We start from the raw sequence: 24143 nt of genomic DNA, 5'->3' as shown, positions 1-24143 counted from the left end.
GGGACTCCTGGGGGTTGCAGGAGTCCGGCCCTAAACCAGCGACGTTGAAAGTCTAGCCAGCCGACACCCCGGCAAGGGTTCCACGCTGCTCGAACACGCCCCTGGCCAAGTCCTCGACGGCGTCAACCCACACCTTCAGGTCGGTGCGGACCTGGTTCGCGAGGTACGCACTCCTGGCGAGCGCCGCAGCGGAAGCAGCGGCTCGGCGGTCTCCGTCGGCGTACAGGCTCGCAACGGCTTGCGCCCACGCGCGATGGTCGTCCCGGTCGATGAACGTCGCCCCGTCCCCGAGGGCCTCACGCAGGCCTGCCGTGGGATGGGCGATGACGGGGATCCCCGACGCGAGGGCCTCGACGGCCGCCATGCCGTACGACTCATACACGCTGGGCACGAACAGCACCCTCGTGTTCGCCCACACCTCGCCGCGCATGTCCGAGGTCTGCGGGATCACGCGCAGGTTCGGCAAGAGAGGCTGCGTGACCTGAATGCCGTGCGCGCCGGTCACGCCGAGGAACGGCAGCTGCGGCAGCAGCCGGGCAACGCCCCGCCACGTGTAGACGCCCTTGTCGGAACTGAGGTTGACCAGGGTCACCCGGTCGCCCGTGGCCGGCGCGCGATGCTCTTCGGGGACCACAGGCGGGTGCACGATCAGGGATGGCGTCCGGTCGACCTCCAGATAGCGGGTCGCGAGCGACGCGCGCACCCACTCGGTGTTGTAGACGATGAGGTCAGGCCCGGACTGCATCGATCGGGCCGCGTAGTCGTAGTCGGAGTGCATCAGCAGCACCGACCGCGCCCCGATCTCCTTCGCCAGGCCGACAGCGCGGTCCGCATAGTTGTGGTGCGTCACCATCACCTGCGGGCGCATCGACCTGAACAGCAACTCGGCCGCGAGTGGCCCGAGGTGGATGTAGGGGACGCCGTCCACCTCCCATGACGGCGGCGCCTCCGGCATCGAGGAGCACACCACCAGCACGCCCACGCCCGTGTTACGGAGGGCGCGCATCATCGTCTGGAGCATCGTCTCGGAACCCGCGCGCCGATACGGCACCCCGAAGTGGATCCACGCCACTACCTTGGTCCGCTCCCCTGCGAGCGGGTCGCTCGGCACCGTGACACGGGCCTCCGCCTGCCGGTGGGCAGGAAGCCGCCGGATGCACGCCTCCTCGAACTCGCCGAAGTCCGCGTCGGTGTCCGGCAACACGAGCTGCGGCGTACGCCGCAGGTTGGGCATGAGGCGCTCAGCCTGTCGGTCGCCGGCCACTGTTACGAGGACATCGGGCTGGGACGCCTGCTTGGCCCGCCACCAGTAGCCGAGAGGCCACACCTGCACGCCGTCCACCTCGCGTGGACTCTCCCGCCGACGGACGGTCGTGACGACGTGTACCTCATGCCCGGCCGCCGCCATGGCGCGAAGGTACGCAGGGGGCTCGTGCGTCGGCAGGAACGACAGGATGCGCATGGGGGCCTTTCGGGGGTCAGGGGGTGGCCGTAGGGGCGCTGCCACGGGTACCGGACGTCAGGCCCCCGAGGCGTGAGGGTCGGGCGATGCGGGACCAGCACGGCGTGGCGCGTCGCCAGCCCGGCCCTTTACGAGAGCTTCCTCCACACGAGCAGGTTCGGAGACGAGCCGCCGTTGTTCTGGATGTGGTGCTGAACGTTCGCGGTCGTCGAGGCCGCACCGTTGCCCGTGCCGCGTATGCCGCGGATCCGGAACGTCGTCGGGCCGGCCACGGTGACGAGGCCACGGCAGGTGACGTTCTCCCAGACGGAGGCGAGACCGACGAGGCCGACGTTTCCGCCCGGGTCGTCGTGGACCCACCAGCGGCTGGAGTTGGTCACGATCGCGTTCGCGTCGACGTTGAACCACTGAGCCCAGAATCGACGCGATGTGGCGGCCGGTGAAGTTCCACGTAGCGATGAACAGCAGGTCGGCCGTCAGCTCGTACGTGCCGGCCTCGGGCACGGTGATGTCGCTGTTCGGCAGAGCGAGGGGCGTGCTCTGTGCGGCGGTGGTCAGGTCGAGGCTGCCAGCGGAGCGCTGCCCCGAGGGGAGGCGCGGGGTGTACGACGCATCGGTTCCGTTCACGAGGCTCCGTCTCCCTGCGGTGCGACCCAGTGGGCGGTGATGGAGGTGCGGCCGTCCCCGTTGCTGGCGATGCTGGCGGTGGCGCCTGCCGCCGTGCCGAGGCGGTAGGCGCCGAGTTGGACGGTGTCCCCTGCGTTGAAGGAGTGCATGAACTGCCGGGAGCCGGTTGCCTGCATCTGGCCGCCTTGGTCACCGGCGCTCTGGGTGTAGTAGACCGCCAGGACTTCCGTGCCTGGCACCAGGGTGCCGTTCTTGTAGATGCCCGCGATGACGCCTGAATCGATGTTGGCCGCGCCGGGCGCCGGGAGGACCGCGACGCCCCGCACCTGGAAGTTGACCTCCCACGTGCCCGCGCGTGGGATGGTCAGCTTCGGTACCTCGGTGACGACCTCCCACGCCCGGCTCGCGCCCGTGAGGTTGTGGCCGAAGGAGAGCGTGCCGGTGTCCACCCATGCCGAGTCGACGCCGATCCGCCATATCTGCGGACAGTCGCCGTCAGCGGGGGGTGTGACGGTCAGACCGGGGTCCACCTGGATCAGCGTCTCGGGTACGAGGAGCCCGGCCGCTGTCGCATGGAGGGCGTTGCAGGGGGCGGGATCGACCGGCGCGAAGCCAGTGGTGAGGCCAGCAGTGCTCATAGGGGTTCTCCGTCTCGTCGTGTTCGCGCGTGGCTGCGGGGATGGCTCAAGGTGCTCGGGCTCAGTCGGCGATCTTCTTGAACCGGAAGTTCTGCGCCCACATGGCTTCGCCGGCCAGGGTTCCGCTGTCGACGTGCTTCAGGCCCTCGACGCGAATCGTTGTCGGGCCTGCCACCTGGTAGAGCGCCGACGCTGAGGCGGTGGCTTGGATGGTGTGCGTGACTCCTACGGCGGGCGTAGCGGAGAAGAAGACCACGGTCCGCGCGGTGAGCAGGACCATGGCGCCGGCAGTGACGTCGAAGAGCCGGGTTTGCATGTACGCGTTGTTGACGGTCCCGACCGTGATCAGACCTGCTTGGACGTCAGCGATCACTTCGTAGACGCCCGCCTCCGGAAGCGTCAACTGCGCCCCGGTCACGGCAGTCCATACGTCGAAGGCGGCCGTGTGAAGGCCCACGGATCCCGATATCTGCCCGAAGACGGGCGTGAGCCGGGCTCCGACCGTCCACGTCTCTGGGCACGCCCCATCGGCGGGCGGGGTGATGTCGATGTCGACTGACCGCCCCTGGCCGACGTTCCCGCCCGGAGCGATGGCCTCGACTTCGGTGTGCGGCACGAGCAGGCCGGCCGCGGTCGTCCTGATGGCGTTGCAGGTGGCGGGATCGACCGGGGCAATGCCCGTGACCTGGCCGGCAGTGCTCATCGGTTCTCCGTCTCGTCGTGTGCGGTGTGGTGTGGGGGGCGAGGACGGGTATCAATCGCTGTCCATATGCACGGTCTCGGTCCAGTTCACGAGGAAGTCCGAGGTCGCGGCGACGCCGTTGAAGATGAGCGAGCCGTCGAGCTGGGCGTGGCTGTCGTTGGCGACGCCCCAGGTGAGGACTGTCCCGGTCGGGACCTGGAAGTCGTCCACCCATGCCGTCGGCCCCGAGGTGGCCGTCGCGCCGGACCCGGCGGTCCGAACGCGCACGGGGCCGGTGAGCACGCGCAGCGTGAGCGTCTGCACGTTGTTCTCGTCGTCGAAGTCCGGGGAGGCCACTGCGCCGGTGTAGCGATGGAGACGCGGGCGGAGCCGCTGGGTGGGCACTGGCCGGGCGACGGGAGTGATCTCCGCAGTGCACGGGATGAGACGGTTCTGATCGGGTGCCGGGACGACCGCCCCTGACTCATCGGTCCACCGTTCCGACGTAGACCCGTCGCAGTTGACGCTCACGATGCGCCGGAAATACGTGTCCGGCACGACGCTCTGCACTGGGGCGAAAGTCAGTGTCTCCCCGGTGTCGATGTCCGTCGCGGTGAGCGTGCCGTACTCGATGCCCGTTGGCGGCAGGGCCCGGGATCGCACGAAGTAGGCGCAGGTGTCGCTCGCGACGACGGACCAGTTCCCCGCGAAGGGGTCCCACGTGTTCAGGGTCGTCGCGAAGTCGTTCAGGAATGGCACGGCGCAGTTGTCCCAGCCGTCGGTGAGAGGCTCGGGGAGCACGTTGCGCCCGTTGATCAGCCAGGACGTGATGCGCACGTTCGGCCTGCCACAGATCCCGGCGACGGTGCCGTTGATCGAGGAGGTGCCGCAAGGGGTTGCCGCCGAGTTGTCGTAGGACGCGTATCGGTACCCGGGGATCTTGAAGCACTCGACTGCGATATCGCTTGGGCAGTCGAACGTGACCGTACCGGCGGTTCCACCCATCTGGGGCTCCGTCTCATGGGGTTCGGCGGGGATGTGGGGCGGGGGCTCCCGGCTGTGCTGCTCGTCAGGCGACGCGCCGGTATCGCAGGGTGGTGCGGGCGTTGTCGTCGGAACTCAGACCGGCGTAATCCGTGGTGCCGGACGAGTTGATGTCGTGCCGAGCGGCTTCCAGGCGGATCGTCCGCGGGGAGGTGATCGCGTACTCGATGCTGATCGCGCCAGAACTGTTCCAGCCCAGGCCCGTTGCCGCCGTACCGGGATACTCGGCTATCTGCACGACGATGGCTCCGCTGTCGGGGACGACGGCCCCCGCTGAGACGTCGAACAGGCGGGCGCCGACGAAGGCGTTCTCCCCCTGCGTCATCCACCCGATGGTTCCGCGCACCACGGCGTCGAGGTGGTAGGTACCGGCGGCCGGAAGCACCAGCGAAAGCCCGGTGTCCACGAATACCCCTGAAGCGGCGGGCATGAGGTTCACAGGAGCCGGGAGGACGGCAAACCCGCTGCCTCGGATCTCGATACTGCCAGCGGTTCCGTTCATCGGTTCTCCGTCTTACGTCGCAGGTGAGGCACGCGTCGGCCTCCCGCGGGGACCACAGGAGCGGTCGCCCGCGGGAGGCTGCGGCTGCTTACGGGTTCGTGGTCCAGAGGACCTGCCACGTCGCCCCAGGCGCGGCGCCGTCGATGGTGAGCGTGCCGGTGAGCCCGGAGTCGACCGCGTCGCCGTCAACGCCCCACGTGAGCGTGGCGCCGGCCGGGACGGTGAGGGTGCCCTCGGCGGTCGTCACGGTGACCGAGCCGGAGTAGACGAGCAGGGTCACGGACTGGGTGCCCGCGTTGGCGGCCAGGTCCCAGTCGGTGTTCTGTGTGCCGTGCGGGGTCACGGTCTTCTGCGGGGTGGTGACGGGGCACTGGCCGACGGTGCCGGCCGGGGTGTAGGCGGTCGTGCCGTCCAGGGCGGTGTCCGTGACGGTGACTGTGCCGTCCTCGGCGATCGCCAGGCGGCGCAGGAACGGGGTCGCCGTGCCGTCCGCCGCGACGTCGCACAGCTCGATGACCTCGTAGTCGGTGACCGACTCGGGGCACACGCCGACCGTGCCGGTCGGGGTGTAGGCGGTCGTGCCGTCCAGGGCGGTGTCCGTGACGGTCGTGTTGCCCGAGCCGTCGACGGAGACGCGCCGCAGGAACGGCGTGACCGTCCCGTCGGCCGCGACGTCACAGAAGACCTCGTACTCGCGATCCGGGGCACTGGTCGAGATCGATCCACCGGTTCCAGACATGGGGGCTCCTCACAGGGTTGGTGAAGCAGGGCGGTTGGGAGGGGTGGTCAGGGGCGTTCGGTCCACGACACGGCGACGACGTCCCCGGCAGTGGTCGTCACGGACAGCGGGCCGGTGAGCTCGTCCGACCCGGCCGCGACGTCGGGCAGCGCGGACCAGGTGACGGACTCGCCGCCGTAGAGGCGGGAGGTCCCCGAGGCGGTCGTCACCGAGGGGCCCGCAGTGCCGGTGGAGATGACGGTCACGGTGACCGACTCGACGGTGCCGGTCGCGGCCCCGAACACGTCGAACGTGCCCGCGGTGCTGAGGACCTGCCGGTGCGTCGAAGCCGTCTGCATCGTGACCGGCTGAGTGCTCGTGCTGCCCGAGCAGACACCGACGGTGCCCGCCGGGGTGTAGGCCGTACGGCCGTCGAGCGCCAGGTCCACCGTGCTGGACAGGGTGCCGTCCTGCGCGTGCGTGAAGCGGCGGAGGAAGGCGGTGGCGGTGCCGTCGGCGGCGACGTCGCACAGGGTCACGTACTCGACGTCCGTGATCGGGTCGGTGTTGCCGGTTCCGGTGCCGCTGCTGGTGAGGATCGGCCCGCAGCATCCGCTCATAGCTGGACTCCCAGGGTGTAGGTGACGGAGAGGGTTCCGGTGTCCGCGCGGATGGTGAGCGGCCCGGTGAGCGAGGCGTCGGAGTCCCGGATGACGCTCCAGGTGGCGACCTCGCCGTCGTGCAAGGTGCTGACGCCATCTGCGGTGGTGATCGTGCCGGTGCCGCCGAACGCGGTAGCGGTGACGGCTTGCAGCGTCGGGAAGCGGTCGGCAGACCAGGTGTCGCCCGGGTTGAGCTGGGCGCGGCGGGCCTGCACACCGAACGCGGGGTCAGCGCCCTCGTCGTCTCCGGCGTCGCAGTCGACGGGCGAGACCGGCGTGTACGGAGCGCCGAGGTCGTCGGTGTAGGTGCCGATGGTGGTGACCGTGCCGGTGCAGTCGACGGCGAGGAGCTCCACGTACCCGACGTCGGGGGTGCCGTCGCCGTTGGTGTCGTCGCACCGGCACTCCTGGAGCACCGACTGCACCGGGCAGTCGGGGGTGGGCCCGCACACGCCGACGGTGCCGGTCAGGGTGTACGGCTGGCCGTCGAGGGTGTAGTCGCTGTGTCCGGTGATCTTCCCGGCCGCGTCGCGTTGGTAGTCCCGTACGAACTCGGTGACCGTGCCGTCGGCGGCGGTGTCGCACAGGACTGTCAGGTCGTGGCCCGGCGTCGCGGTCACGCTGGTGTCGCCGGCGCACGCGCCGACGGTGCCCGTGACGGTGTGCGGGGTCAGTCCGTCCAGCGCGAGGTCTTCCACGATGTGCTGTCCGGCGCCAATGGTGATCCGGCGCAGGAACGCCCCGGAGGCGTCGCACAGCATGTACGTCTGTGTCTCGACGCACCCGTACTCGCAGTCCACGGGCGAGACGGGCCCATACGGCTGCGAGGGGTCGCCCTGGTAGGTCAGGATCAGCTCGGTCGTGCCGTCGGCGTGGACGCACCACAGCTCGTTGTACGTCGTGTCGGCCTTGCCGTCGCCGTCGGTGTCGTCGCAGCGCTGCACGCAGATGGTGTCGACACAGCTCGTCGTGTCCGGGCTGTCCCCGCAGACCCGGACCGTGCCCACGATGGTGTGCGGGGTGAGCCCGTCCAGTTCGAGGTTCTCGACGATGTGCTGGCCGGCGCCGATGGTGATGCGGCGCAGGAAGCCGCCGCTGTCGTCGCACAGCACGTACGTCTGCGTCTCGACGCACCTGTACTCGCAGTCCACGGGCGAGACGGGCCCGTACGGCTGCGAGGGGTCGCCCTGGTAGGTGAGGACGAGTTCCGTGCTGCCGTCGAGGCGGACGCACCACAGCTCGTTGTACGTCGTGTCGGCCTTGCCGTCCCCGTCGACGTCGTCACACCGCTGGACGCAGATGGTGTCGGCACAGCCCGTGTCGCAGGGGCCTGCGTCGGCCGGGGACGCGCCCGGGGTGAAGACGCCGGTGGCTGGGTCGATCCAGCCGACGACTTCCGGGTCCTGCGCTGTCTCACCGCACTCGACGCACCCGGACCGGACGACGAGGAGGATCGTGCTGCCGTCCTCGCGGCACAGGGCTGCCGAGGCGATCGAGGGCGCGCAGCACGTGGTGACGTTGACCTCAACCGGGGTGCTGTCGCCTCCGGGTGCGCACGGAATGGGCTCAACGGCCATCGGTCATGCCTCCGGGTGTGCCTGGCGGCGGTGGGTGTCCCTGCCGCGCGGAGTGCCGAAGGGGCGCCCGCAGACGTCGCAGGTGATGGCCGCGCCCTCCCCCTCCAAGGGCGCGGCCCCGGCCGGCTGCTCGTGGTTGGTGGCCGCGAGGTCGGCGGCGACCAGGACGGCCGTCATCGCGGCGTCCGCAGTTGCCGGGCTCGTGGTGGCCAACTGCCGTTCCTGCTCAGGCAGGGGGACCGCGCCCGGCGGGTACGCGAAGTCGGGTACGGGCGGCAGGGGCTCGCCGGGGATGGTCGTGAGCGGCTCCGGTGTCTCGTCCCCGGCCGGGGAGACGTACGGGTGTCCGTCAACAACCGAGCCGACGAGGAGCCGTTCCGGCATGTGCGTGAACAGCTGCGGGGGCACCGCGAATTCGGACGTGGAGCAGGTCCGGACCTTCGGGGTCTGAGCGACCGCCCAGCGAGCGAAGTCGACGCGGAGGTCCCGCACCGGCTGAACCTTGATCGTGTTCACGGGCACAGCACCACCCGGATCGCTGCGGCCTCGCAGCAGGCGACCTCGACGACGAACGACCGCTCGGCCAGCACGAAGCGGTCGTTGGTCGTGATGCGGAAGCTCTCGGCGTCGGTGTCCGGGACGACGACGGGGGCTTCGCGGCGGACCCGTATCGGGCCGGTGATGTAGAGCCAGGCTTCACCGGCGGGGGCCTGGGTGCAGTCGGGCGGGCCGACGTTCACGGCGTAGCCGCTGCCTATGACCACGCAGTTGCCCATGAGGGTGCGCGGGACGCCGTCCTCCAGGTGGACGACGTTGCAGCAGCCCAGCAGCGCGGCGGCTCCGGCGGGGACGTGCAGGATGCCCTGTCCGCCGTACGTCTCAGCGAGCCACCCTTCGAGTGCGGCGACGCCCTGGGCGATGGACACGGCGCCGGCCGCGGGGGTGAGGTCGGAGGCCATGGGACACAGCACGTCCCGGGCGAACCATTCCTCCAGGGCGCGCTGTTCGCCCATGCGGAGGGTTTCGCGGGCGTGCTGGACGGCCTCCTCGTACGGCCAGCCGATGGTGCCGCAGGTGGCCCCGGCGTAGATCGTGATCGGCGAGGCGGAGCATACGCCGGGCCGTTCGAAGATCTTGCTGGTCGGGCCGGGGGTGGTGCTGTCCTCGGGGCACCAGTCCCAGTCGTGTGCGGCGGCGCACGAGAGCGGCATCCATTCGGTGCCGAGGAGTTCGTGGACGTCCTCTACGTCGATGATGTCGACGCAGCCGCCGAGGATGCCGTGCGGCAACGGCGTACCGGGGATGGCCTCAACGCGCCGAGCGAGTCCGGCTGCTGGCATCTGCCTCACCTCCTCTCATCCGGGCAGCCCCGGCCGGGCAGTGGGCCAGGGCTACGCGTCGGGTGAAGGGGGTCAGCTGCTGCCTGCGGCGCAGACGAGTTCCAGCTGCGCGCCGGTGGCGCCGTCCGGGCAGACCGGGACGGTGACGATGCGGGTGTCCACGGAGCGGTCGACCAGTGCGACGCACTCCTCCGCGAAGAGGGCGGTGTAGTCGTTGGTCACGAACTTCGTTGAATCGTGAACCACACCGAGGTTGACTTCCTCGCCGCGCCCGATCTGGAGGGAGCCCGACGGGTAGACGAGGAACTGGACCGTGGCCGGCCACTCGGTGGCCGCGTTGGCGCCGCCGATGTCCGCCGGGACGGCCGGGGACAGGCCGCGAGCGAACTGCACCCGCACACCGAGCGTCGAGAACACGTCCTGAATGCAGGTCGGGGACAGGTCGCAGATGTTGACGCCGTTCTGGCGGGCCAGGTCACCCAGGAACAGGTTGCGGCTCCACCACGGGAACACGACCTCCAGCGCGACCGTGTCACACAGGCTGTGCCGCTCGATCATGTCCGCAGCCTGGAGCGCCACGGCGTTGTAGATCGCCGACAGGGCGCCGAAGCTCGGCGCGAGCACGACCGGAGTCGCGGTGTTGAGGGCCTGCTGGAACAGGACCTGCTTGAGGCGGATCTCGTGCGCCACCATGCTGTTACGCAGGTACCAGGCCACCAGCTCCGGGAAGTGCCGCTGAGTCAGGATGCCTGCCTCCAGGCAGACACCGACGGCGTCACAGCGGACCTCCACCGGGTCCGGGCAGGGGATCTTGAAGCACGGCTTCGTCGCACCGGAGATGTCGTCTGCTTCGGTGTGGACCCACGTGAGGCTGCCGACGTCCAGGGACAGCGGCTTGTAGTAGCGCAGGCCACCGCGCGCGAGCTGGATCTCCGGGGCGTCCCACAGCATGTCCGGGCAGGCCACGCCGGTGATGTCGTACAGCGTCTCCGAGGGCGCACACCAGCCACCGGAGGCGACGAGGTCACCCTGCGGGAGCCGCCCCTGGTTCTGCGCGGCGATCGCCACCGTGGTGCCCTCCGGCGCACTGCTGGAGTCGGTGACGATCAGCTCCTGCTGGAACGGGTGCCGGTAGCTGATGACCTGGCCCGTGCCGCCGCCGGCCGTCTTGAGGGCGTTGGCGCGGCTGATGATGCCGGTGACGACCTGCCCGAAGTCGAGCGGGGCGCCCGGGGTGTAGCCGGGGACGTCCACGGCCGCGGTGATGTGCGTGCCCGGGGCGGGCGGCTCGGGCAGGACGCGCGGCTGGGAGGCGCGCACCGAGGCCAGGTTGAGAACCGGCCGCTTCACCAGCGTCGAGGACGCGGATACCTGCGGCTCGGGCTGCGGGACGGTCTCCGGCTCGGCCGCCGCAGTCTCCTGCGCCGGGGGCTCTTCCACCTCGGGGGCCGTCGCGGACGGGTCGTCGCCACGAACCTGCGCGGCGAGCTGCTCGATCTCCGCTGCGGCCTGCTTGGCGGCGTCGATGCGGTCCTGCTGCTCCTTGCGCATGGACTCGACGCCGGAGGCCAGGGAGCGCAGGTCCTCGATGTCGGTGGGGGTGACGAGGCTGGACTTGGCCTTGGCGTCGAAGGCCTGGACGGCGCCGGCAAGGGCGTCGGCAAGCTGCTCGTCGTCCAGGGCGCTGAAGTCGTCTGGGAGCTCGAACGGCTCGGGCATGAACGGGACTCCTGATGCTTCGCAGGAGTCCGGCCCTAAACCAGCGACTGAAAAAGCATCCTAGCTGCACAAGCGGCTGACACCGAGCTGTTGACCGACCTAGAGCTAGCGACACGCCGGGAGTGAGTGCATCCCTTAGTCATCCTCAGCGTCCGGGATCGCGTCGAGCAGGAAGTGAGCGTCCTCCTCAACCGACCCCCCGCCCATAGCCACATCCATTTTGACGGCGTACAACTCGGGCAGCTTGAGGAATTCCAGCTGCTCTCGCGTGTACGGTCCATCGATCTCACCGAACGCCTCCAGCAGCCTGGCAGAGTACTGCGCCACCTCGACCTCTGCCGCACGCTTGTCGCACAGGGCTTGCACCATCTGCTCGATGATCGGCAAGTCCTCTTCGCGAACGCCTTCCAGCATCGCGAGGAGCGACCGCAGGTGCTCGGGCACGTTGTCGTCCGGCCGCACCCCGCACCACTGCTCAGCAACCATTTCCGCAACCCGGCGCTCTGGCACCTGAAGGGCCTTGGCCAAGTGCGGGTACAACTTGGGTTCCGGAGGAATTTCGATCTCCTCCCACCGCATCTTGTTCCACCAGGTCACCGACCGCTCGAAGCCGCAGTCGGCAGCCATCTCCTGGTACGTCTTGCCCGCCTTGGTGTTGAGCCTGGCCACCCGCCGGCTGAATACGTTGCCCACGACAAGAGCATCATCTAAAAAATACAAGCTGTCAACTCTCGATTATGAATCGCTGTCGCGCCGCCGTTGAGCCCCAGGCCCGCGGCCGTCGGGGCCGTTAGCCGACGGACGACAAGATCACAGCCTGAGTCCAGAAAAGAGCATCAAGGACAGTCAACTGTCCAGCGTGTGGGTTCGGACCCCGACGCCCGACCCCTTCGCATCAAGTGCGGCCCCTGAACAGCAGGTTGGTGTTTCCACCCGAACGGTACGAAAATCATCGGCCATGTCGGAAACAGTGTGGGTCGCGATCGGATCCCTGGGCACCGCCGCCGCCTTCTGCGTGATCGCCTACCAGTCGGCCCTGATGCGTAAGACCGTCAAGGTCTCGCAGGACGCGCTCCAAGTGGCACAGAACGCGCTCGTCGCCTCCGAAACGGTGGCGATCGACGCAGCCCGTACACGCCTGGACGCCGAGGCGCCCGTGGTGAACGTACGGTTCACCGAGGTTGAGTGGCCGCCGTACGCCTGGACGCCTTCCGGGATGCCTGTCGGCCACTGGCCCAACGGCCACGAATGGCACTTCCCGGAGAAGGAGAACGACCGCATCGTTCTCCAGGCCCGCGTCGTGGTCGAGAACCAAGGAGACCGCTACGTCAACGTCGAGTACGACGGTGACCTCGTCAAGGAAGTCGAACGCCGCGACCGGCCCGCGACCCCTCACGCCCTGTGGCCGCGCTCGGGGAATGGCGTGAACTCGAACCTGTTCCTTCAGAAGGAATTCACGATCAAGGAGCTGTCCGAGAACTACGAGGCCCGCCAGGCGGGACGCCAGCTCCCCCACCGTGTGACAGGCACCATCACCGTGCACGACAGCCGTGACAACGGCGTCACCGACACGTGGGAGCTCGAGCTGACCGGGTGCCCGGTCCGGCCCATCGAGAGCCGTGCGGGCATCTGGGTCATCGACACAGACACCGGTTCCGATGCCTGGGAGTACGTGTCACACCCGCCGTACGAGCGTACGTACTGGATTTCGCGGCGGCGCGGGCATCGGCTTCCCGACCCGGCGTACGACCTCGGAAACGGGAGCAGCAACCCGAGCCTGCCGCCTTCGTCGCCCCCGCAGCTGCCGTAGGTGACGCAGGCACGGGCGGCCGACCTTGGCCGGCCGCCCGTGCAGTGGCTCACGCCTCCGCAGGTGCGATGTCGGTGGCGCCGAGCGGACGTACAACGCTTCCGGGGTAGTTCCCCGATACCTTGTCTGCGAGGGGCTTGTTGCTGGTCGTGAAGGCGACGCGACCCTTCCCGCCGTCCAGAACGACCTCATAGGTCATCCTGCTCGGGCGGGCGGCGTTCTGTATGCCGATGGTCCGCTTGCGGTTGCCGCCGCAGCCACATCCCACAGGAGCCTCCTTCTACTTCTTGGCGACTTCGCGGACGGTGCGGCCCTCGCCGCGCGCGGCCATGGCGTCCGCCGTGGTCTTGTACGGGGTGGGCCCGAAGACGCGCTTGCCTCCGGCGTCGACGACCTCGTACTGCGTCTTGTTCTTCTGGCAGGCGCACGGCATGGTCAGTTCCCTTCTTGCTGCGGGGCAGCGCTTGCGGCGAGCTCGGCGCGGACGGGCGCGAGCCGGGCGGTGAGTTCGGCGAGTTCGGCCCGTGCGGCGGCGGTGCGCGCCTCTTCGCGGGCCTTGAGGGCGTCGGCGAACTGGTCGAGGAATCCGGGCTCCAGGAGTGCGGCGGTCACCTGGTCGACGACGCTGGCGGCCGGGGCCACGCCGGCGCTGCGGACGTGTTCGGGCTCGGGTTCGCCGGCCGGGGGCTCGCTGGCGGTGACGGTGACCTCGTCGATGGCGGCTGCGGCGGCGGTGAGCGCGAGGTTCGACCGGTCGATGACCGCGGCGGCGGTGAGCGGGGAAGAGTGCCCGGGTACCGGCACGGAGAGCACGGCGCGGAGCTGCCAGCGCCCGTCGGAGCCCTGCGTCATGTGATACGAGGGCTGGCACGCCTGGAACACGGTGCGGTCCCAGGGGGACAGCCAGGGCGCGGCGGCACCGGAGAACCAGAGGCCGCCTTCGTTCATGCCGACCGTGACCACGGCGGCGACGGTGCGGGTGTCGTCGAACTGGCAGACCGACGTTTCGCACTCGTAGCCGTCGCGGTGGTGGCCGACGTTCATCGTCATCGCGCCCGCGCGAACCTCGCTGCCGTCGTCGAGACGGAACCTGCTCCGAAGGAAGTGGGACAGGTCCAGGCCGCGCTTGGCGAGCTTGTCGATGGTGACCTTCCGGCCGTGCGCGGCGTGCGGTACACCGCGCTGCGCCACCCAGCCGTAGGCGCGGCCGTCGACGATGTGGACGCCGCCGCTGCCCGGGGGCAGTTCCTCGGGGGTGGGCTCACGGAACCATGCGGCGGGCATCGGCTTCTCGGACTGCATCACCTGCCAGGCGGAGGCGACGAGTTCGGCGCCGCGCTCGTCGTACAGGGCGTCGAGGGCGGCGGCGGCCGTCGCCTCGTCCGACCAGGGCGGCGCGGCGATCTCGCCCTCGGGGAGGGTGGACGCGCCGACGTACAGGCCTCGGGCGATCCGTACGACGCTGCCCGCCTCCAGGGCGCGGCTGAGGTGGGTGTGGACCTGGTCGAGGCTCATGCCGAGCTTCTGGGACAGGTGGCGCGGGCCGACCGGCGTCGGTGAGGTGCGCACATAGGTGACGACCCGCTCATGGCCGTCGCCCGAGGACGCCACCACCACGGGGGCGGACGCGGTCTGCTCGTCGGGCGGGTCGAGGACGATGCGGGCCTTGTCGTAGGCGGGCATCGACACGAGTGTCGCGCCGCGCAGCCGGGCCCGGGTGATCCGTACGAGGTAGTCGCCGGACTTCTCCTCGTGGAAGACGACGCCCTCGCCGGGATCGGAGTCGCCGGCGGCCGCGCTGATCTGGTCGGCGAAGACGCGGCGGGCGGTCGCGGCGGAGATCCGGCCGCCGGGGCTGGTGAACAGCATCACCGAGCGGGCACTGTGTGCCATCTCCACGCCGGAGGCGGTCCACTCGGCGCGGCTGCGGCCGGTGATCATCCACGTGCCGTCGTCGAGGCGCATGACGCTGGCGGACGCGAACGACGCCTCCAGGAACGGGACGTCGGGTTCCTCGTCGGGGCTGGCGGTGGTGTCGACGAGCTGCACGTCGACGTCGTCCAGGTCGACGGACACGCCGAGCGGTGCTTCCTGTTCGAGGAGCAGGCAGGCGTCGTAGCCTGCGGGCTGCGTCAGGTACAGGACGCCGCTGCCGGTGATGCGGTTGCCTTCCCGGCCGAGGCCCCGGATGGCGCCTGCGAGTTCGGCGCCGTGGTGGCCCTCCCCCATGGCTTCGGCGTACTGGAGCGGCCACGGCCCGGAGCCGTCCCAGTAGAGGGCGCTGGGCGCGAACACGCGGCCGTCGCCGGTCTGCTCGTTCTCGAAGGCGAGCGCGGCACGGTCGGGGGTGGACCAGGTTCGGACGGGCGGCGGCGGTGGCGCTTCCTCCGCCTGCGTGGGTGTGGCCATGGGGGGCTCCTCCTCTACGGGGCCGAGCGGGATGTTGTGGTGGTCGCCGGCGAACGCGACGCGGATGCGGTCGAAGGTGATCGCGCCGAGCCGCTCACACATCGGGTCGAACGGCCACGTGTCGGCGGCGTAGGCGCCGGTGACGTGGGCGACCCAGGGAGAGTGCTGGGCGGGCGTGTCGGGGCGGTCGTGGGTGTCCTCCAGCGCCCAGAAGGCCAGGGAGCGGGCGTCGAGGAGGCCGGGCCCGTCGGCGTCGCGGTCGTCGCCGACAGGCCACACCCAGGCCGGGTTCTCGGAGTCGGGGTTCCAGTGGTTCACGCCGAACGCGCGGGCGGTGATGGGTCCGGGCAGTTCGGCGGCGCGGGCGCGGACGTTGGCGACGAGCTCCTGGCGCTGGTCTTCTGTCCACTGGGCGGCCTCGTCGCCGAGGAACCACAGCGTGCAGTGCAGCTCGCCGGGTTCCTCGCCGTCCGGGAGGGCAAGGAACCGTGCGTCTTCGTCGCGCGGCAGAAGCGCGATCATGCCGCCCATGAGGTGACTCCCATCCGCTGCGGCCGTCTCTTCCTGGGATTCGAAGACCTCAGAGCGCGGTCCTCCTTTCGATTCGTAGGCTGCCGCCTGCTGTTCGGGCGCCAAGCGCAGGACGCACCGGCAGTTGACGGTGAGCTCGGGCGGCGCAGCCGGGTCGCCGGGGTAGGCCATGGCCACACCGGCGACCGTGAACGCCTCGTTGAGGAGCCGGAGCTGCCCGTCGACGTCGTCATGGGCGTCACGCACCCGTGTGTCGCGGCGGGTCTGCCACTGCTTTACGAGCGGGCGGCCCTCGCCGGTGAGGTCTTCGGCGGCGGCCAGGGTGGCGGCGTTCCACGCCCGGGTGGACTCGGTGCGGGCGATGCGTTCCTCGCGGGTCTCGCCGAGCTGGACACCGTCCTGGGAGAACAGGACGCGCAGCCGGGCGCGGAGCTGGGCGATGTCCTCGCCCGCGTCGAGGCCTGCCGCGAGCTCGGCGACGGCGGCCTGGGTGAGCCGGTCCCCGACCGCGCGCAGCAGGTGCTCGGTGTCGGTGACGTACGAGCCGAGCGAGGCGGGCAGGTCTTCCCCGTGGTCGTGGCGGCCGGGGAGGTCGTCCCAGCCGTCGGGGAATTCGGCGTCCACGTCGCCAGCGGCCTGGCCGGCGGCGGTCTCGGCGACGCCGAGGAGACGGCGCACGATGCGGGGCACACGCTGCGTCCACATGCGGCCGATGCGGGCGAGGGAGAACCGGGCGGCGACGATCTCTGTCGCGTCGGCGAGTTCGCCCGCTATCTCTGCGGCGACGTCGTCCAGGACGGCGCGCATCTCTTCGGCGACGGTCTGTTCGGCCGCGGTGAGCGCGTCGAGCGGGTCAGCCACGGTTCACCTCCGGGTCGTCGGGGTCGTCGCAGATCTCGCAGACGGCGACGGTGGTCACGTAGGTCACGCCGGTCGGGAAGAGCGCGTGCACGTCGACGGCGAGGCCTGTGTTCGCCTTGCAGCCGGGGCACCACTTGTGCCGGGGCTGGCTGGTGGCCACGGCGACGGTGAGGCGCGCTTCCCGGCTGGTCACGCGGCCTCTGCGATGCACGGGGCGCGCAGCACGCGCGCGGTGTCCTCGTACGTGTGCGGGTGCCGGGCGGCGATCAGGGCCCGCGCGTAGTCGTCGAGGATCCCGGTGAGGCATTCCGGGTTGAGGCCGTAGCGGCGGGCGATCTCGGGGACGCGGGCCCAGGCGCCGTCGAGGAGGTGCCAGGCGTCGATCATGTCCTGCTCGACGGGGAACACGGTATGGAGCTCGGCGGGCACGATCTCGCGGGCGCGGGCACGCTCGGAGCGGGGGCAGGCGGGCTTGTTCCGCAGCCGTTCACCAGCGGCTTGGAGGGCGGCCCAGATCAGGCCGTCGACGGCCGCGAGGACGCGTTCCGGCAGGGCGGCAGAGGCGGGCAGGGTGTCGGGGATGCTGGTCGTCTCGCTTACGGGCAGGGTCGTCACGTTGCTCGGCGTCTCCTCGTCTTCGGTGGCGGCCTGGTCCGCGGTGTTCTGGGCTTTCTCGGCCGCTGTGGGGGCGTCGGACTCGTCGAAGCCGGTCTCGCGACGGGCGGCGGCACCAGAGATCAGGCCGGCCTGGTACGCCTCAAGGGCGGTCTGGGCGCGGTTGGCCTGGACGCGGAGCTGGCTGGTGTCGTACCAGACGAGCCACTCGTCGGCGTCTTCCACGCCTTCGTCCTCCAGGAGGGGGCGCAGCCACTGGGTGGTGAGCGCGTACGCAACGAGCGCGAGACGCGGTTCCACACCGAGGCGTACCGCTTCGGCGGAGATCGCCCACGCCGACCAGTGGTTCGCGTCCGACAGGCCGAGGAGGATCTCGGCCGGGACTTCGAGACCGTTCGCGAAGCGGCGGATCGCCTCGTCGCGGAGCTTCAGCGCGAGCTCGTCGAAGTTCGACTCGAACGACAGCCACTTGATGTCGCTGATCACGTCGGCGGGAACTTCGAGGATGATCGGCACTGTCGCCGCCGCGGAGTCCGGTTCGCGGATGGCGGTGGAGGAGACCTCGAGGAACACTTCCAGCAGATCATCCTCAGCGTCACCGGCCGTGCCGGGCGCGGTCGGGAACCTCGTGCCCTTGGGGACGAGGAGCACGCCACGGCCGGTGATGCGGGAACGGGCGATGGCGGCGACGGCCGCGTTGAGCAGCTGGAGTTCTTCCAGCAGGACGAGGCTGGAGCGGACCGGGCTGTCGGCTTCGATGTGCCGGTCGGGGGACGGCTTCCACACGCGTATCGCGATCGGCGCCATGGGGTCCGCGGGGGCGTCCGGGTCGTACGGCGGGATCGGTATGTCTTCGCCGTCGATCTCGGCGGTCAGCTTCCCGCCGCCCTGCTGCTTCACCTCGCGGGTGGACAGGACCCGCCAGTCGTAGCCGTCGACGGTGTTCGTCTTGTCGGCGGTGGGCCGGACGACGATCCAGCCCTCGCCGGCGACGACCAGGTGCGGGCCGAAGTCGCCGAGGAGGTTGGACTGCCCATCGGGGCCGCCTGCGATCTCGCGGACGATCTCGGCCGCGGGGTGGTTGTCGGGGGCGCGTTCGATCGTGCCGTCGTCGGCGCGCCGCCCGGCGTACAGGGTGGCGCCGCCCATGGCGTTGCCGACCCACGTCCCGGCGAACCGCACTTCGGGGACTTCCTTGAAGAACCGCCACGCCTCTTGCTGCCACGAGCTGTCGGTGCGGCTGGCCCTGCTGTTGGTGGTCTTGACGCTGTAGCGGGAGGCGGCTGCGGTGAGCTGGCGGGCCACAGGTCACCCGCTGTACGTGTCGTCGCGGCGGTTAAGGAGAGCCTGCACGCCGGCCACCGCGAACCACTCGATGCCGTGGACGATCCACGGGGCGGCGCCCCAGCTGTCGGTGGCGAGGAGGTACACGAGAAGCGTCACGCCGGACAGCCACCAGCCGAGGCAGTAGATGCAGCTGATCAGCTGGATCAGGAAGGCACGCGCTTTGGAGTCGAGGTTGTTCGCCTGCCAGGCGGCGAGGCGCTCCCGGGCGGGGTCGAGGATCGAGTCATGGACGCCGAGCTGGGTCGCCCGATACGCGGCGACACCGAGCACTGCGAGCACGGGCAGAGAGATCACAGGCCGCCTCCATCAAGATCCCCAGGTCAGGAACGGCGGCAAGGATACTGCGCGCGCACTGACGCAAAGTGCGCGCACAGTACATGTGTGGTCGTGTTGCCAGAGCAGGGCGATCGCCTCGATGCCGTCGGCGTCTTCCGGGTCCTCGGCTGTGAAGCCCAGTTGCCGGGCCGGGATCGGCAACTCCAGGCTGGCCTAGCTTGGCGCGCGAGCTGCCCCTCGGGGTCGCGTTGGTGTGGAACGTCACCTGGCGGGACACCCTGCGTTCCGGTGCTGCGGACGGCGGCAGCGATAGGGCAACACGGATAGGCGGTTCATCCGGTTGGGGCCGCTGAGCACTGCGTTCCTGCCGTGCGAGCTGCCGCGCGTCCTGTTCATCGACGGGTTAGACAAGGGCGACGTCGACCTGCGCAATGACCTGCGTGATGACCTGCACGAAGACTGCCCAGTTCGCTGGCCGCGAACGCGATCAAGCGATCGTTCTGGGCAACTCACCAGGCTGCCCAGCGGCTGCCCTCCAATGCAAACGCGAGGAACGATCAGTTGGCAGGTGAAATCCGTCCTGCCGCACCGTCCAAGTCGGCGCTCAGCCTCCCCGGTTGTCGGCGTCACCAGACACAATGTCCATGGCGGCCTTTCGGTGCCGCCGCCAACACGGCGGCGGCCCCCTGCTCGCAACAGGAGGCCACCGATTTCGACAGCAAGAACCGCCAACCCAAGGAGGCCAGAATTCCTACCGACAACGAGCCTACGGGCTCCCACTGTCAAAGCAACCCTGACCAGCACCTTGAGGGGCCCCCGCTCGGCGAGAAGCCGCAGACCAGGCTGATCCCCTCCCGGATGCGGGCGCGTCGGCTGCTGGACACCGCGAGCGACGAACTCGTGCGCCTTGCCGTGAAGGCGTCCGCGACCGGCGTGTACCTGTGGTTCGTCCACTGGATCGAGCGCCGCTGAACTGGCCCGCCTGGGAGTGCCCGAGGTGCTCCCAGGCGGTCATCCCTGCCAGGGAAGCTGCGAGATGGGCTACGTCGCTGACGACGAGGTCGACATCTTTCCGCTTCTCCAGTTCGAGGTCGTCAAGGACAACTACGTCGGGAACGACTGAACGCCTGCGCGGACGGCGACGCGGGCAGCATGCGAAACCGGGTGCCGGCGATCACAGAGCCTGAAACCCTGACCACACCACCCAGCCATGCGTGAGACGGAGCCGCTCGCCTTGATCATCCTGGACACGAACATCTTGACGAAGTCCGGCATCAACAGCGCCACCACGGATCTGGTCAAGATCATCAGGGCGTCCGGGATCGAGCGCGTGGCCGTGCCGTGGGTGGTGCTGGAGGAGTTGACGGCACATCGGGCGGTGCCGTACCGCCGGAAGTACGAGGTGGCTGAAGCGGCCCTGCGCAGCCTCACGGAAGGAACGCCATGGCCGATCAGCGTGCCGCTGCCGCAGATGGATCTACAGCGTTTCCAGGACGAGTGGCGTGAGAAGTGGCTCGGCGTAGTCGATGTCGTCCCGACGAGCGAGGCCGCGCTCAAGCAGGCATTGATCCGGGAGGCGAACCTCCTGCCGCCGTGCAAGCAGGTCACCGTCAACGAGGGCGGCGACACGGCGAAGATCGGCGGGCGGGACGCCGCGATCTGGCTCACGGCCGTCGAGTACGCGCGGGAGAACCCTGACGAGACGGTCTACTTCGTCAGCAAGAACACGTCGGACTTCGGCGACGGGGCTGCCTTCCCGTACCCGATGAACGAGGATCTCGCCGACATCGAGGATCGGTTCGTGCTCCTCACCACCTGGCACGCCCTCGTGGAGAAGTTCGCACAGCAGACCGACGACGTCGACGAGGCCGCGGTGCGTTCGATCCTCCAGGCACCGGAAAGCCTCAGCGCGATCGAGGCTGAGGTCATTCGTCTGATGCTCGTGCCGCCGGGCCTAGAAGGGCCGGGCTTCGAGGGCACGATGGGCTTCTTCGTCGAGGGCGAGGGCACGCTGCTTGATACCGACACCGTGCGGGTGCTGGGCTGGGCTGTACCCCCGTTCGTCACATTCGATCAAGCAACCGATCTGAAGGCCTACCGCATCGGGGATCATGTCTGGTGCATGGCTACCGTGCGGTGGGTCCTGAGCGGGCCCGCCGCCCTGAGAGACACCCTCCGAATTCAGGGCATCGGGTGCGTGTGGGAGACCCGCGTCCTCATGAGCACGACGAACGCTGACGCCCGGCTCACTGTCCTGCGAAGTCAGGGCACTCGCGCGCTGTCCGCGGGACAGTTCTCCGTGCTGTCCCCAGAACTCGCTGAATACACCAACCTCATCAGCCACGAGCGCAGGTGGATGGAAGTTCAACGCCTCCAGCTCTCTGGCCGCCGCACTGTGGAGAGGCTCATCGCGGAAGGCCGTCTGGACGTCCCTCTTCCTCCCCTGCGCTGAGCCTGGCCGGGTCGGAGTTGTCGCCCTGGCGCGGCCGTTCCCCTGCTCACTAGCCGATCTTGCGCCCGTACGCGACGCTGCCTCGCCGGGTCGGCCGCCCATCTGCGACGCCGTGGGGCGCAAGGCGTGGAGGATGGAGGGCCGCGGCTCTCCAGGAGCTCCAGCACAAGCAGCAGGCTCCCGTGCTCCGCTAGGAATCGGGAGCCTGCCATGCGTCTGCCTAGTCCTCGCCGGTCGGGGCTCCCTCGGCCAGCTCAATCCCTCGAACTCGCTGGAGCCAGCGAACAAGAGCGAACATCGCCACACCGCAACCGCCGACCCAGCCCCACCCTTCCGTGAGGAGGGTGTGAAGTCCATCGTGCTTCGCGATGTAGAGCACGAGCAGGGCAGGCGGCACTCCAATGAACGCTTCCCGGCGGTTCCGCGTGGCCAGCATCCAGTCGACGGGACGCCACAGGTGGCCAAGGGCATCTCGGAGAAAGAATCGGACAGCGGCCACGAGGAACCCAAGCGCATACCGTCTCTGCTGCCAGGCCGTGAGGGAGCCACCGTCCTCAGACTGGCCCTGAAGGTCGGCCAGCCAGGCAGCGCGCATGTCGCGGCGGTCGCCGGCGATCCTGGCTGCCAGGGAGGTCCATCGTTCTGCTCGCGGTTCTCGACGTGGCCGCTCACGAACCAGGTGACCGCGGCGATACCGATAGCCGGGCGGCGCGTCCTCACGACTCGGCCCGGCTTGCGCCTCTACGAAGATGTTCTTGAGGCGCCTCTGAACGTCGACTTCGGCCTTGCACTTCGCGCATGTCGCGATGTGCGCGAGTACGCGATCTCGGGTGTCTGCCCCGAGTTCTCCGTCAACCAGCTTGCTCAGGCGTTCACCGAGGTGGCCGTCACCACCGTCTTCAGGCAGCGGGTGCGCATAACTTCCCGACGTCGTCACGCTGCACCACCCGTCGGACGGAGGCTGAACCGGGCACGGCGCGCGGCGCGGGCTTCCAGCGCCTCCAGCGCCTGGGCGCGCCCAGAGCCCGTGAACTCGTAGAACCGTCGGGCTGGGCGCCCGGGATGAGCCTCGCTTTCGTCCCAGCTCCTGAGCCAGCCGCGCTCAAGGAGACGGTCGAGAATCGGGTAGACGGTGCCGGGGCCGAGGTCGGCGTTGCGGCAGATACTCAGACCCCACGCAGGAGCGTCGGGCTTCGCATCGAGGAGCACCTCCAAGACCGCCATGGTCGGCTTGGTGAGCCTGATACTGGTCATGCCTCCAATGAAAGCATGTATCGAGTACGAGCAACAAGCGGGTATCAACTAGCCGATCCTGCGCCCGTACACCGACGCCGCGCCACCCGCCCGGCCACTGGGCTGTGGCGCCGTCGGGAGCGGGGCGTGGACGATGGCGCCCTGGTTCGCCTCCGGGATCAGGCCGTACACGAGGATGCAAGAGGCGTCAATCCGGCCCGGCGAGTCCGGGTCGGTGGACTGCCACGTCGACCACTCGCGTTCCATGTCCGGGAACAAGCCCCGGAAGCGGACCTTGTCCTGAACCATCTGCTGGGCGATCGGCTCCGCGCGGAGCAGCTTGCCTTGCTTCGCGCGTACGGGGGCGATGGCCGGCATCAGCTTGTTCTTCGGTATCTCCCCGTCGTTCTGGAGCTTCTCCCACGACGTCTGGATGGCGAGGACGCACATGTCGCGGCCGAAGTTCCATTCGACGTACATGATCGCCGCGTTCGTTCGGTGCGCCAGGCGGCACGCCGCGGTGGACCACTCAGCCGACGACATGGCGGCGGAGACGTCGTCGGTGATCCATACGCGGCCGTCGTCGCCGAGGAAGCCGCCGATGACGCCGGCAACGTCCCGGCCGCCACCCGAGGGGTCGATGGCGACGGCGATCTTCTGCGGCTCCACGGGGGTGGTGGTGTCCCGCAGCAGGCGCAGCAGTTCCTCCGACACGAGCGCTCCTTCTGCAGGCTGCGGGTCGCCCTGGTAGAGGGCGTGCCAGTCCCGGACGATCGACGTCGCCTTCTTCTGCACCCACCACGCCTTCAACCGGGCGACGGCGCGGGTAGGGATCTTCGGGTGGGGCAGCGGCTCGCCACGTTCGCGGCCGAGCGGATCGTCACCGAACTTGGGGTCGGCGACCGCGGGGAGGTGGATCACCTTCCACCGGCCGCCGTCCTCGATCCGGCCCTCTTCCTGGATACGGCGGCCCGCGAAGTCGTCCGGGTGCCAGCGCGTCTGGATCGCCACCACGGCACTGCGGTCGGGCTGGAGGCGGGACAGGGCGGCCGACGAGTACCAGTCGTGCAGCGCCCGGCGGGAAGCCTCGGACTCGGCGTCGGCGCGGTCCTTGTGCGGGTCGTCGATGATCAGCAGGTTCACGTCGAAACCGGTCAGGCCCTTGCCGACGGACACCGAGCGGCAGCCGCCGCCCTTGGTGACCTCCCAGTCCTGCATCGCCCCGGAGCCGGCTTTCATCCGCAGCTCCCACTCGTCGCCGAACTCTTCGACGTAGCCGCGGATCCTCTTGCCGCGCCGCAGCGCCAGGTCGTCACCGTACGAGGTCACGGCGACCTTGTCGCCCGGGTACGTGCACAGCCACCAGAACGGGAACCACTCCGCGACCGTGGTGGACTTCCCGACCTGGGGCGGGGTCAGGATCAGCAGCCGGTCCACCTCACCCCGGCCAACCTCTGCGAGGGCGTCGCCGATGAGCTTCAGATGCGGGCGCATCCGGAACCGGCGGTCGAGGCCGCGGGCGAGCGTCACGGGATCCCGCAGCAGGTCGGCGCTCATCGCCCGGCGTGCCGCCTCCAGCTGCCGGTAGACCTCTGCGTCGTCCAGGTGCTCCAGCTCGTCCACGGCCACCGTCACGGG

22 protein-coding genes and 2 pseudogenes are annotated in these 24143 nt (G+C 69.5%); 3 read left to right on the top strand and 21 right to left on the bottom strand.

Going from position 1 to position 24143, the window contains the following annotated elements:
- Window positions 1-52: 52 nt before the first annotated feature.
- The 13 genes from ABZ464_RS23910 to ABZ464_RS23850 form a co-directional block, all read right to left on the bottom strand.
- Window positions 53-1462 carry a glycosyltransferase family 4 protein gene (locus ABZ464_RS23910; protein WP_359279664.1) on the bottom strand — a complete coding sequence of 470 codons (1410 nt, stop codon included), beginning with the start codon at window positions 1460-1462 and terminating at the stop codon, window positions 53-55.
- Window positions 1463-1590: 128 nt separating this feature from the next.
- Window positions 1591-1842 (bottom strand): hypothetical protein, encoded by a 252-nt coding sequence (locus ABZ464_RS23905; RefSeq protein ID WP_359279663.1) that lies wholly within the window; start codon window positions 1840-1842, stop codon window positions 1591-1593.
- A 243-nt stretch (window positions 1843-2085) separates the two neighbouring features.
- Window positions 2086-2727, bottom strand: a complete 642-nt coding sequence (locus ABZ464_RS23900) for a hypothetical protein (protein ID WP_359279662.1) — start codon at window positions 2725-2727, stop codon at window positions 2086-2088.
- 61 nt (window positions 2728-2788) lie between these two features.
- Complete coding sequence (locus ABZ464_RS23895; protein WP_359279661.1) at window positions 2789-3430, bottom strand: hypothetical protein; 642 nt, start codon at window positions 3428-3430, stop codon at window positions 2789-2791.
- A 51-nt stretch (window positions 3431-3481) separates the two neighbouring features.
- Window positions 3482-4414: a hypothetical protein gene (locus ABZ464_RS23890; RefSeq protein ID WP_359279660.1), complete on the bottom strand. Its 933-nt coding sequence runs from the start codon at window positions 4412-4414 to the stop codon at window positions 3482-3484.
- Window positions 4415-4478: 64 nt separating this feature from the next.
- Window positions 4479-4859 carry a hypothetical protein gene (locus ABZ464_RS23885; RefSeq protein WP_359279659.1) on the bottom strand — a complete coding sequence of 127 codons (381 nt, stop codon included), beginning with the start codon at window positions 4857-4859 and terminating at the stop codon, window positions 4479-4481.
- 184 nt (window positions 4860-5043) lie between these two features.
- Window positions 5044-5694, bottom strand: a complete 651-nt coding sequence (locus ABZ464_RS23880) for a hypothetical protein (RefSeq protein WP_359279658.1) — start codon at window positions 5692-5694, stop codon at window positions 5044-5046.
- 47 nt (window positions 5695-5741) lie between these two features.
- Window positions 5742-6293: a hypothetical protein gene (locus ABZ464_RS23875; RefSeq protein ID WP_359279657.1), complete on the bottom strand. Its 552-nt coding sequence runs from the start codon at window positions 6291-6293 to the stop codon at window positions 5742-5744.
- On the bottom strand, window positions 6290-7912 hold the full coding sequence (locus ABZ464_RS23870; RefSeq protein WP_359279656.1) for a hypothetical protein: 1623 nt from the start codon (window positions 7910-7912) through the stop codon (window positions 6290-6292). Before ABZ464_RS23870 ends, ABZ464_RS23875 begins: the two co-directional genes overlap by 4 nt.
- A gap of 3 nt (window positions 7913-7915) precedes the next feature.
- Complete coding sequence (locus tag ABZ464_RS23865) at window positions 7916-8428, bottom strand: hypothetical protein (protein ID WP_359279655.1); 513 nt, start codon at window positions 8426-8428, stop codon at window positions 7916-7918.
- The gene (locus ABZ464_RS23860) at window positions 8425-9252 is read right to left on the bottom strand and encodes a cupin (RefSeq protein ID WP_359279654.1); all 828 of its coding nucleotides are present in this window, start codon (window positions 9250-9252) and stop codon (window positions 8425-8427) included. The genes ABZ464_RS23865 and ABZ464_RS23860 overlap by 4 nt, the downstream gene beginning before the upstream one ends.
- A gap of 72 nt (window positions 9253-9324) precedes the next feature.
- Window positions 9325-10971 carry a major capsid protein gene (locus tag ABZ464_RS23855; protein ID WP_359279653.1) on the bottom strand — a complete coding sequence of 549 codons (1647 nt, stop codon included), beginning with the start codon at window positions 10969-10971 and terminating at the stop codon, window positions 9325-9327.
- 135 nt (window positions 10972-11106) lie between these two features.
- A complete protein-coding gene (locus ABZ464_RS23850) occupies window positions 11107-11664 on the bottom strand; it encodes a hypothetical protein (RefSeq protein WP_359279652.1) in 558 nt (185 codons plus the stop codon).
- A gap of 265 nt (window positions 11665-11929) precedes the next feature.
- On the opposite strand from ABZ464_RS23850, the gene ABZ464_RS23845 reads away from it, so the two are divergent.
- Entirely contained in the window at window positions 11930-12781 is an 852-nt protein-coding gene (locus ABZ464_RS23845; protein WP_359279651.1) for a hypothetical protein, read from the top strand.
- A gap of 280 nt (window positions 12782-13061) precedes the next feature.
- Here ABZ464_RS23845 and ABZ464_RS23840 read toward each other — a convergent pair whose 3' ends face one another.
- From ABZ464_RS23840 to ABZ464_RS23820, 5 genes are read right to left on the bottom strand one after another with little or no spacing between them, the layout of a single operon-like run.
- A complete protein-coding gene (locus ABZ464_RS23840; protein ID WP_166663374.1) occupies window positions 13062-13214 on the bottom strand; it encodes a hypothetical protein in 153 nt (50 codons plus the stop codon).
- 2 nt (window positions 13215-13216) lie between these two features.
- A complete protein-coding gene (locus tag ABZ464_RS23835; RefSeq protein ID WP_359279650.1) occupies window positions 13217-16582 on the bottom strand; it encodes a phage minor head protein in 3366 nt (1121 codons plus the stop codon).
- A complete protein-coding gene (locus ABZ464_RS23830) occupies window positions 16575-16775 on the bottom strand; it encodes a hypothetical protein (RefSeq protein ID WP_359279649.1) in 201 nt (66 codons plus the stop codon). Before ABZ464_RS23830 ends, ABZ464_RS23835 begins: the two co-directional genes overlap by 8 nt.
- A complete protein-coding gene (locus tag ABZ464_RS23825; RefSeq protein ID WP_359279648.1) occupies window positions 16772-18502 on the bottom strand; it encodes a hypothetical protein in 1731 nt (576 codons plus the stop codon). The genes ABZ464_RS23830 and ABZ464_RS23825 overlap by 4 nt, the downstream gene beginning before the upstream one ends.
- A 3-nt stretch (window positions 18503-18505) precedes the next feature.
- Window positions 18506-18838, bottom strand: coding sequence for a DUF1360 domain-containing protein (locus ABZ464_RS23820; protein WP_133909643.1), 333 nt, complete (start codon window positions 18836-18838; stop codon window positions 18506-18508).
- Window positions 18839-19151: 313 nt separating this feature from the next.
- On the opposite strand from ABZ464_RS23820, the pseudogene ABZ464_RS23815 reads away from it, so the two are divergent.
- Together ABZ464_RS23815 and ABZ464_RS23810 are read left to right on the top strand one after the other, a co-directional pair.
- A pseudogene (locus tag ABZ464_RS23815) lies at window positions 19152-19277 on the top strand (MoxR family ATPase); the annotation flags it as partial.
- Window positions 19278-20030: 753 nt separating this feature from the next.
- The gene (locus ABZ464_RS23810; RefSeq protein WP_359279647.1) at window positions 20031-21272 is read left to right on the top strand and encodes a PIN domain-containing protein; all 1242 of its coding nucleotides are present in this window, start codon (window positions 20031-20033) and stop codon (window positions 21270-21272) included.
- Window positions 21273-22008: 736 nt separating this feature from the next.
- Here the strand turns inward: ABZ464_RS23810 and ABZ464_RS23805 are convergent.
- The 3 genes and pseudogenes from ABZ464_RS23805 to ABZ464_RS23795 all read right to left on the bottom strand — a co-directional run.
- A pseudogene (locus ABZ464_RS23805) lies at window positions 22009-22179 on the bottom strand (zf-HC2 domain-containing protein); the annotation flags it as partial.
- Between the two features lie 26 nt (window positions 22180-22205).
- Window positions 22206-22526 (bottom strand): PadR family transcriptional regulator, encoded by a 321-nt coding sequence (locus tag ABZ464_RS23800; RefSeq protein ID WP_359279646.1) that lies wholly within the window; start codon window positions 22524-22526, stop codon window positions 22206-22208.
- Between the two features lie 48 nt (window positions 22527-22574).
- Window positions 22575-24140, bottom strand: a complete 1566-nt coding sequence (locus tag ABZ464_RS23795; RefSeq protein WP_359279645.1) for a terminase family protein — start codon at window positions 24138-24140, stop codon at window positions 22575-22577.
- Window positions 24141-24143 lie beyond the last annotated feature (3 nt).

Source organism: Streptomyces sp. NPDC005820 (genome assembly GCF_040630255.1).
Classification (GTDB): Bacteria; Actinomycetota; Actinomycetes; order Streptomycetales; family Streptomycetaceae; genus Streptomyces.
Note: the sequence above shows the minus strand (reverse complement) of the source record. Positions and strands in the feature narration are given on the sequence as shown.

What these genes read in the sequence shown, in the direction of transcription:
- ABZ464_RS23810 (WP_359279647.1), top strand. Translation starts at nt 20,031, where the DNA reads ATGCGTGAGACGGAGCCGCTCGCCTTGATCATCCTGGACACGAACATC.
- ABZ464_RS23890 (WP_359279660.1), bottom strand. Translation starts at nt 4,414, where the DNA reads ATGGGTGGAACCGCCGGTACGGTCACGTTCGACTGCCCAAGCGATATC.
- ABZ464_RS23880 (WP_359279658.1), bottom strand. Translation starts at nt 5,694, where the DNA reads ATGTCTGGAACCGGTGGATCGATCTCGACCAGTGCCCCGGATCGCGAG.
- ABZ464_RS23875 (WP_359279657.1), bottom strand. Translation starts at nt 6,293, where the DNA reads ATGAGCGGATGCTGCGGGCCGATCCTCACCAGCAGCGGCACCGGAACC.
- ABZ464_RS23855 (WP_359279653.1), bottom strand. Translation starts at nt 10,971, where the DNA reads ATGCCCGAGCCGTTCGAGCTCCCAGACGACTTCAGCGCCCTGGACGAC.
- ABZ464_RS23860 (WP_359279654.1), bottom strand. Translation starts at nt 9,252, where the DNA reads ATGCCAGCAGCCGGACTCGCTCGGCGCGTTGAGGCCATCCCCGGTACG.
- ABZ464_RS23895 (WP_359279661.1), bottom strand. Translation starts at nt 3,430, where the DNA reads ATGAGCACTGCCGGCCAGGTCACGGGCATTGCCCCGGTCGATCCCGCC.
- ABZ464_RS23845 (WP_359279651.1), top strand. Translation starts at nt 11,930, where the DNA reads ATGTCGGAAACAGTGTGGGTCGCGATCGGATCCCTGGGCACCGCCGCC.
- ABZ464_RS23910 (WP_359279664.1), bottom strand. Translation starts at nt 1,462, where the DNA reads ATGCGCATCCTGTCGTTCCTGCCGACGCACGAGCCCCCTGCGTACCTT.
- ABZ464_RS23800 (WP_359279646.1), bottom strand. Translation starts at nt 22,526, where the DNA reads ATGACCAGTATCAGGCTCACCAAGCCGACCATGGCGGTCTTGGAGGTG.
- ABZ464_RS23840 (WP_166663374.1), bottom strand. Translation starts at nt 13,214, where the DNA reads ATGCCGTGCGCCTGCCAGAAGAACAAGACGCAGTACGAGGTCGTCGAC.
- ABZ464_RS23870 (WP_359279656.1), bottom strand. Translation starts at nt 7,912, where the DNA reads ATGGCCGTTGAGCCCATTCCGTGCGCACCCGGAGGCGACAGCACCCCG.
- ABZ464_RS23900 (WP_359279662.1), bottom strand. Translation starts at nt 2,727, where the DNA reads ATGAGCACTGCTGGCCTCACCACTGGCTTCGCGCCGGTCGATCCCGCC.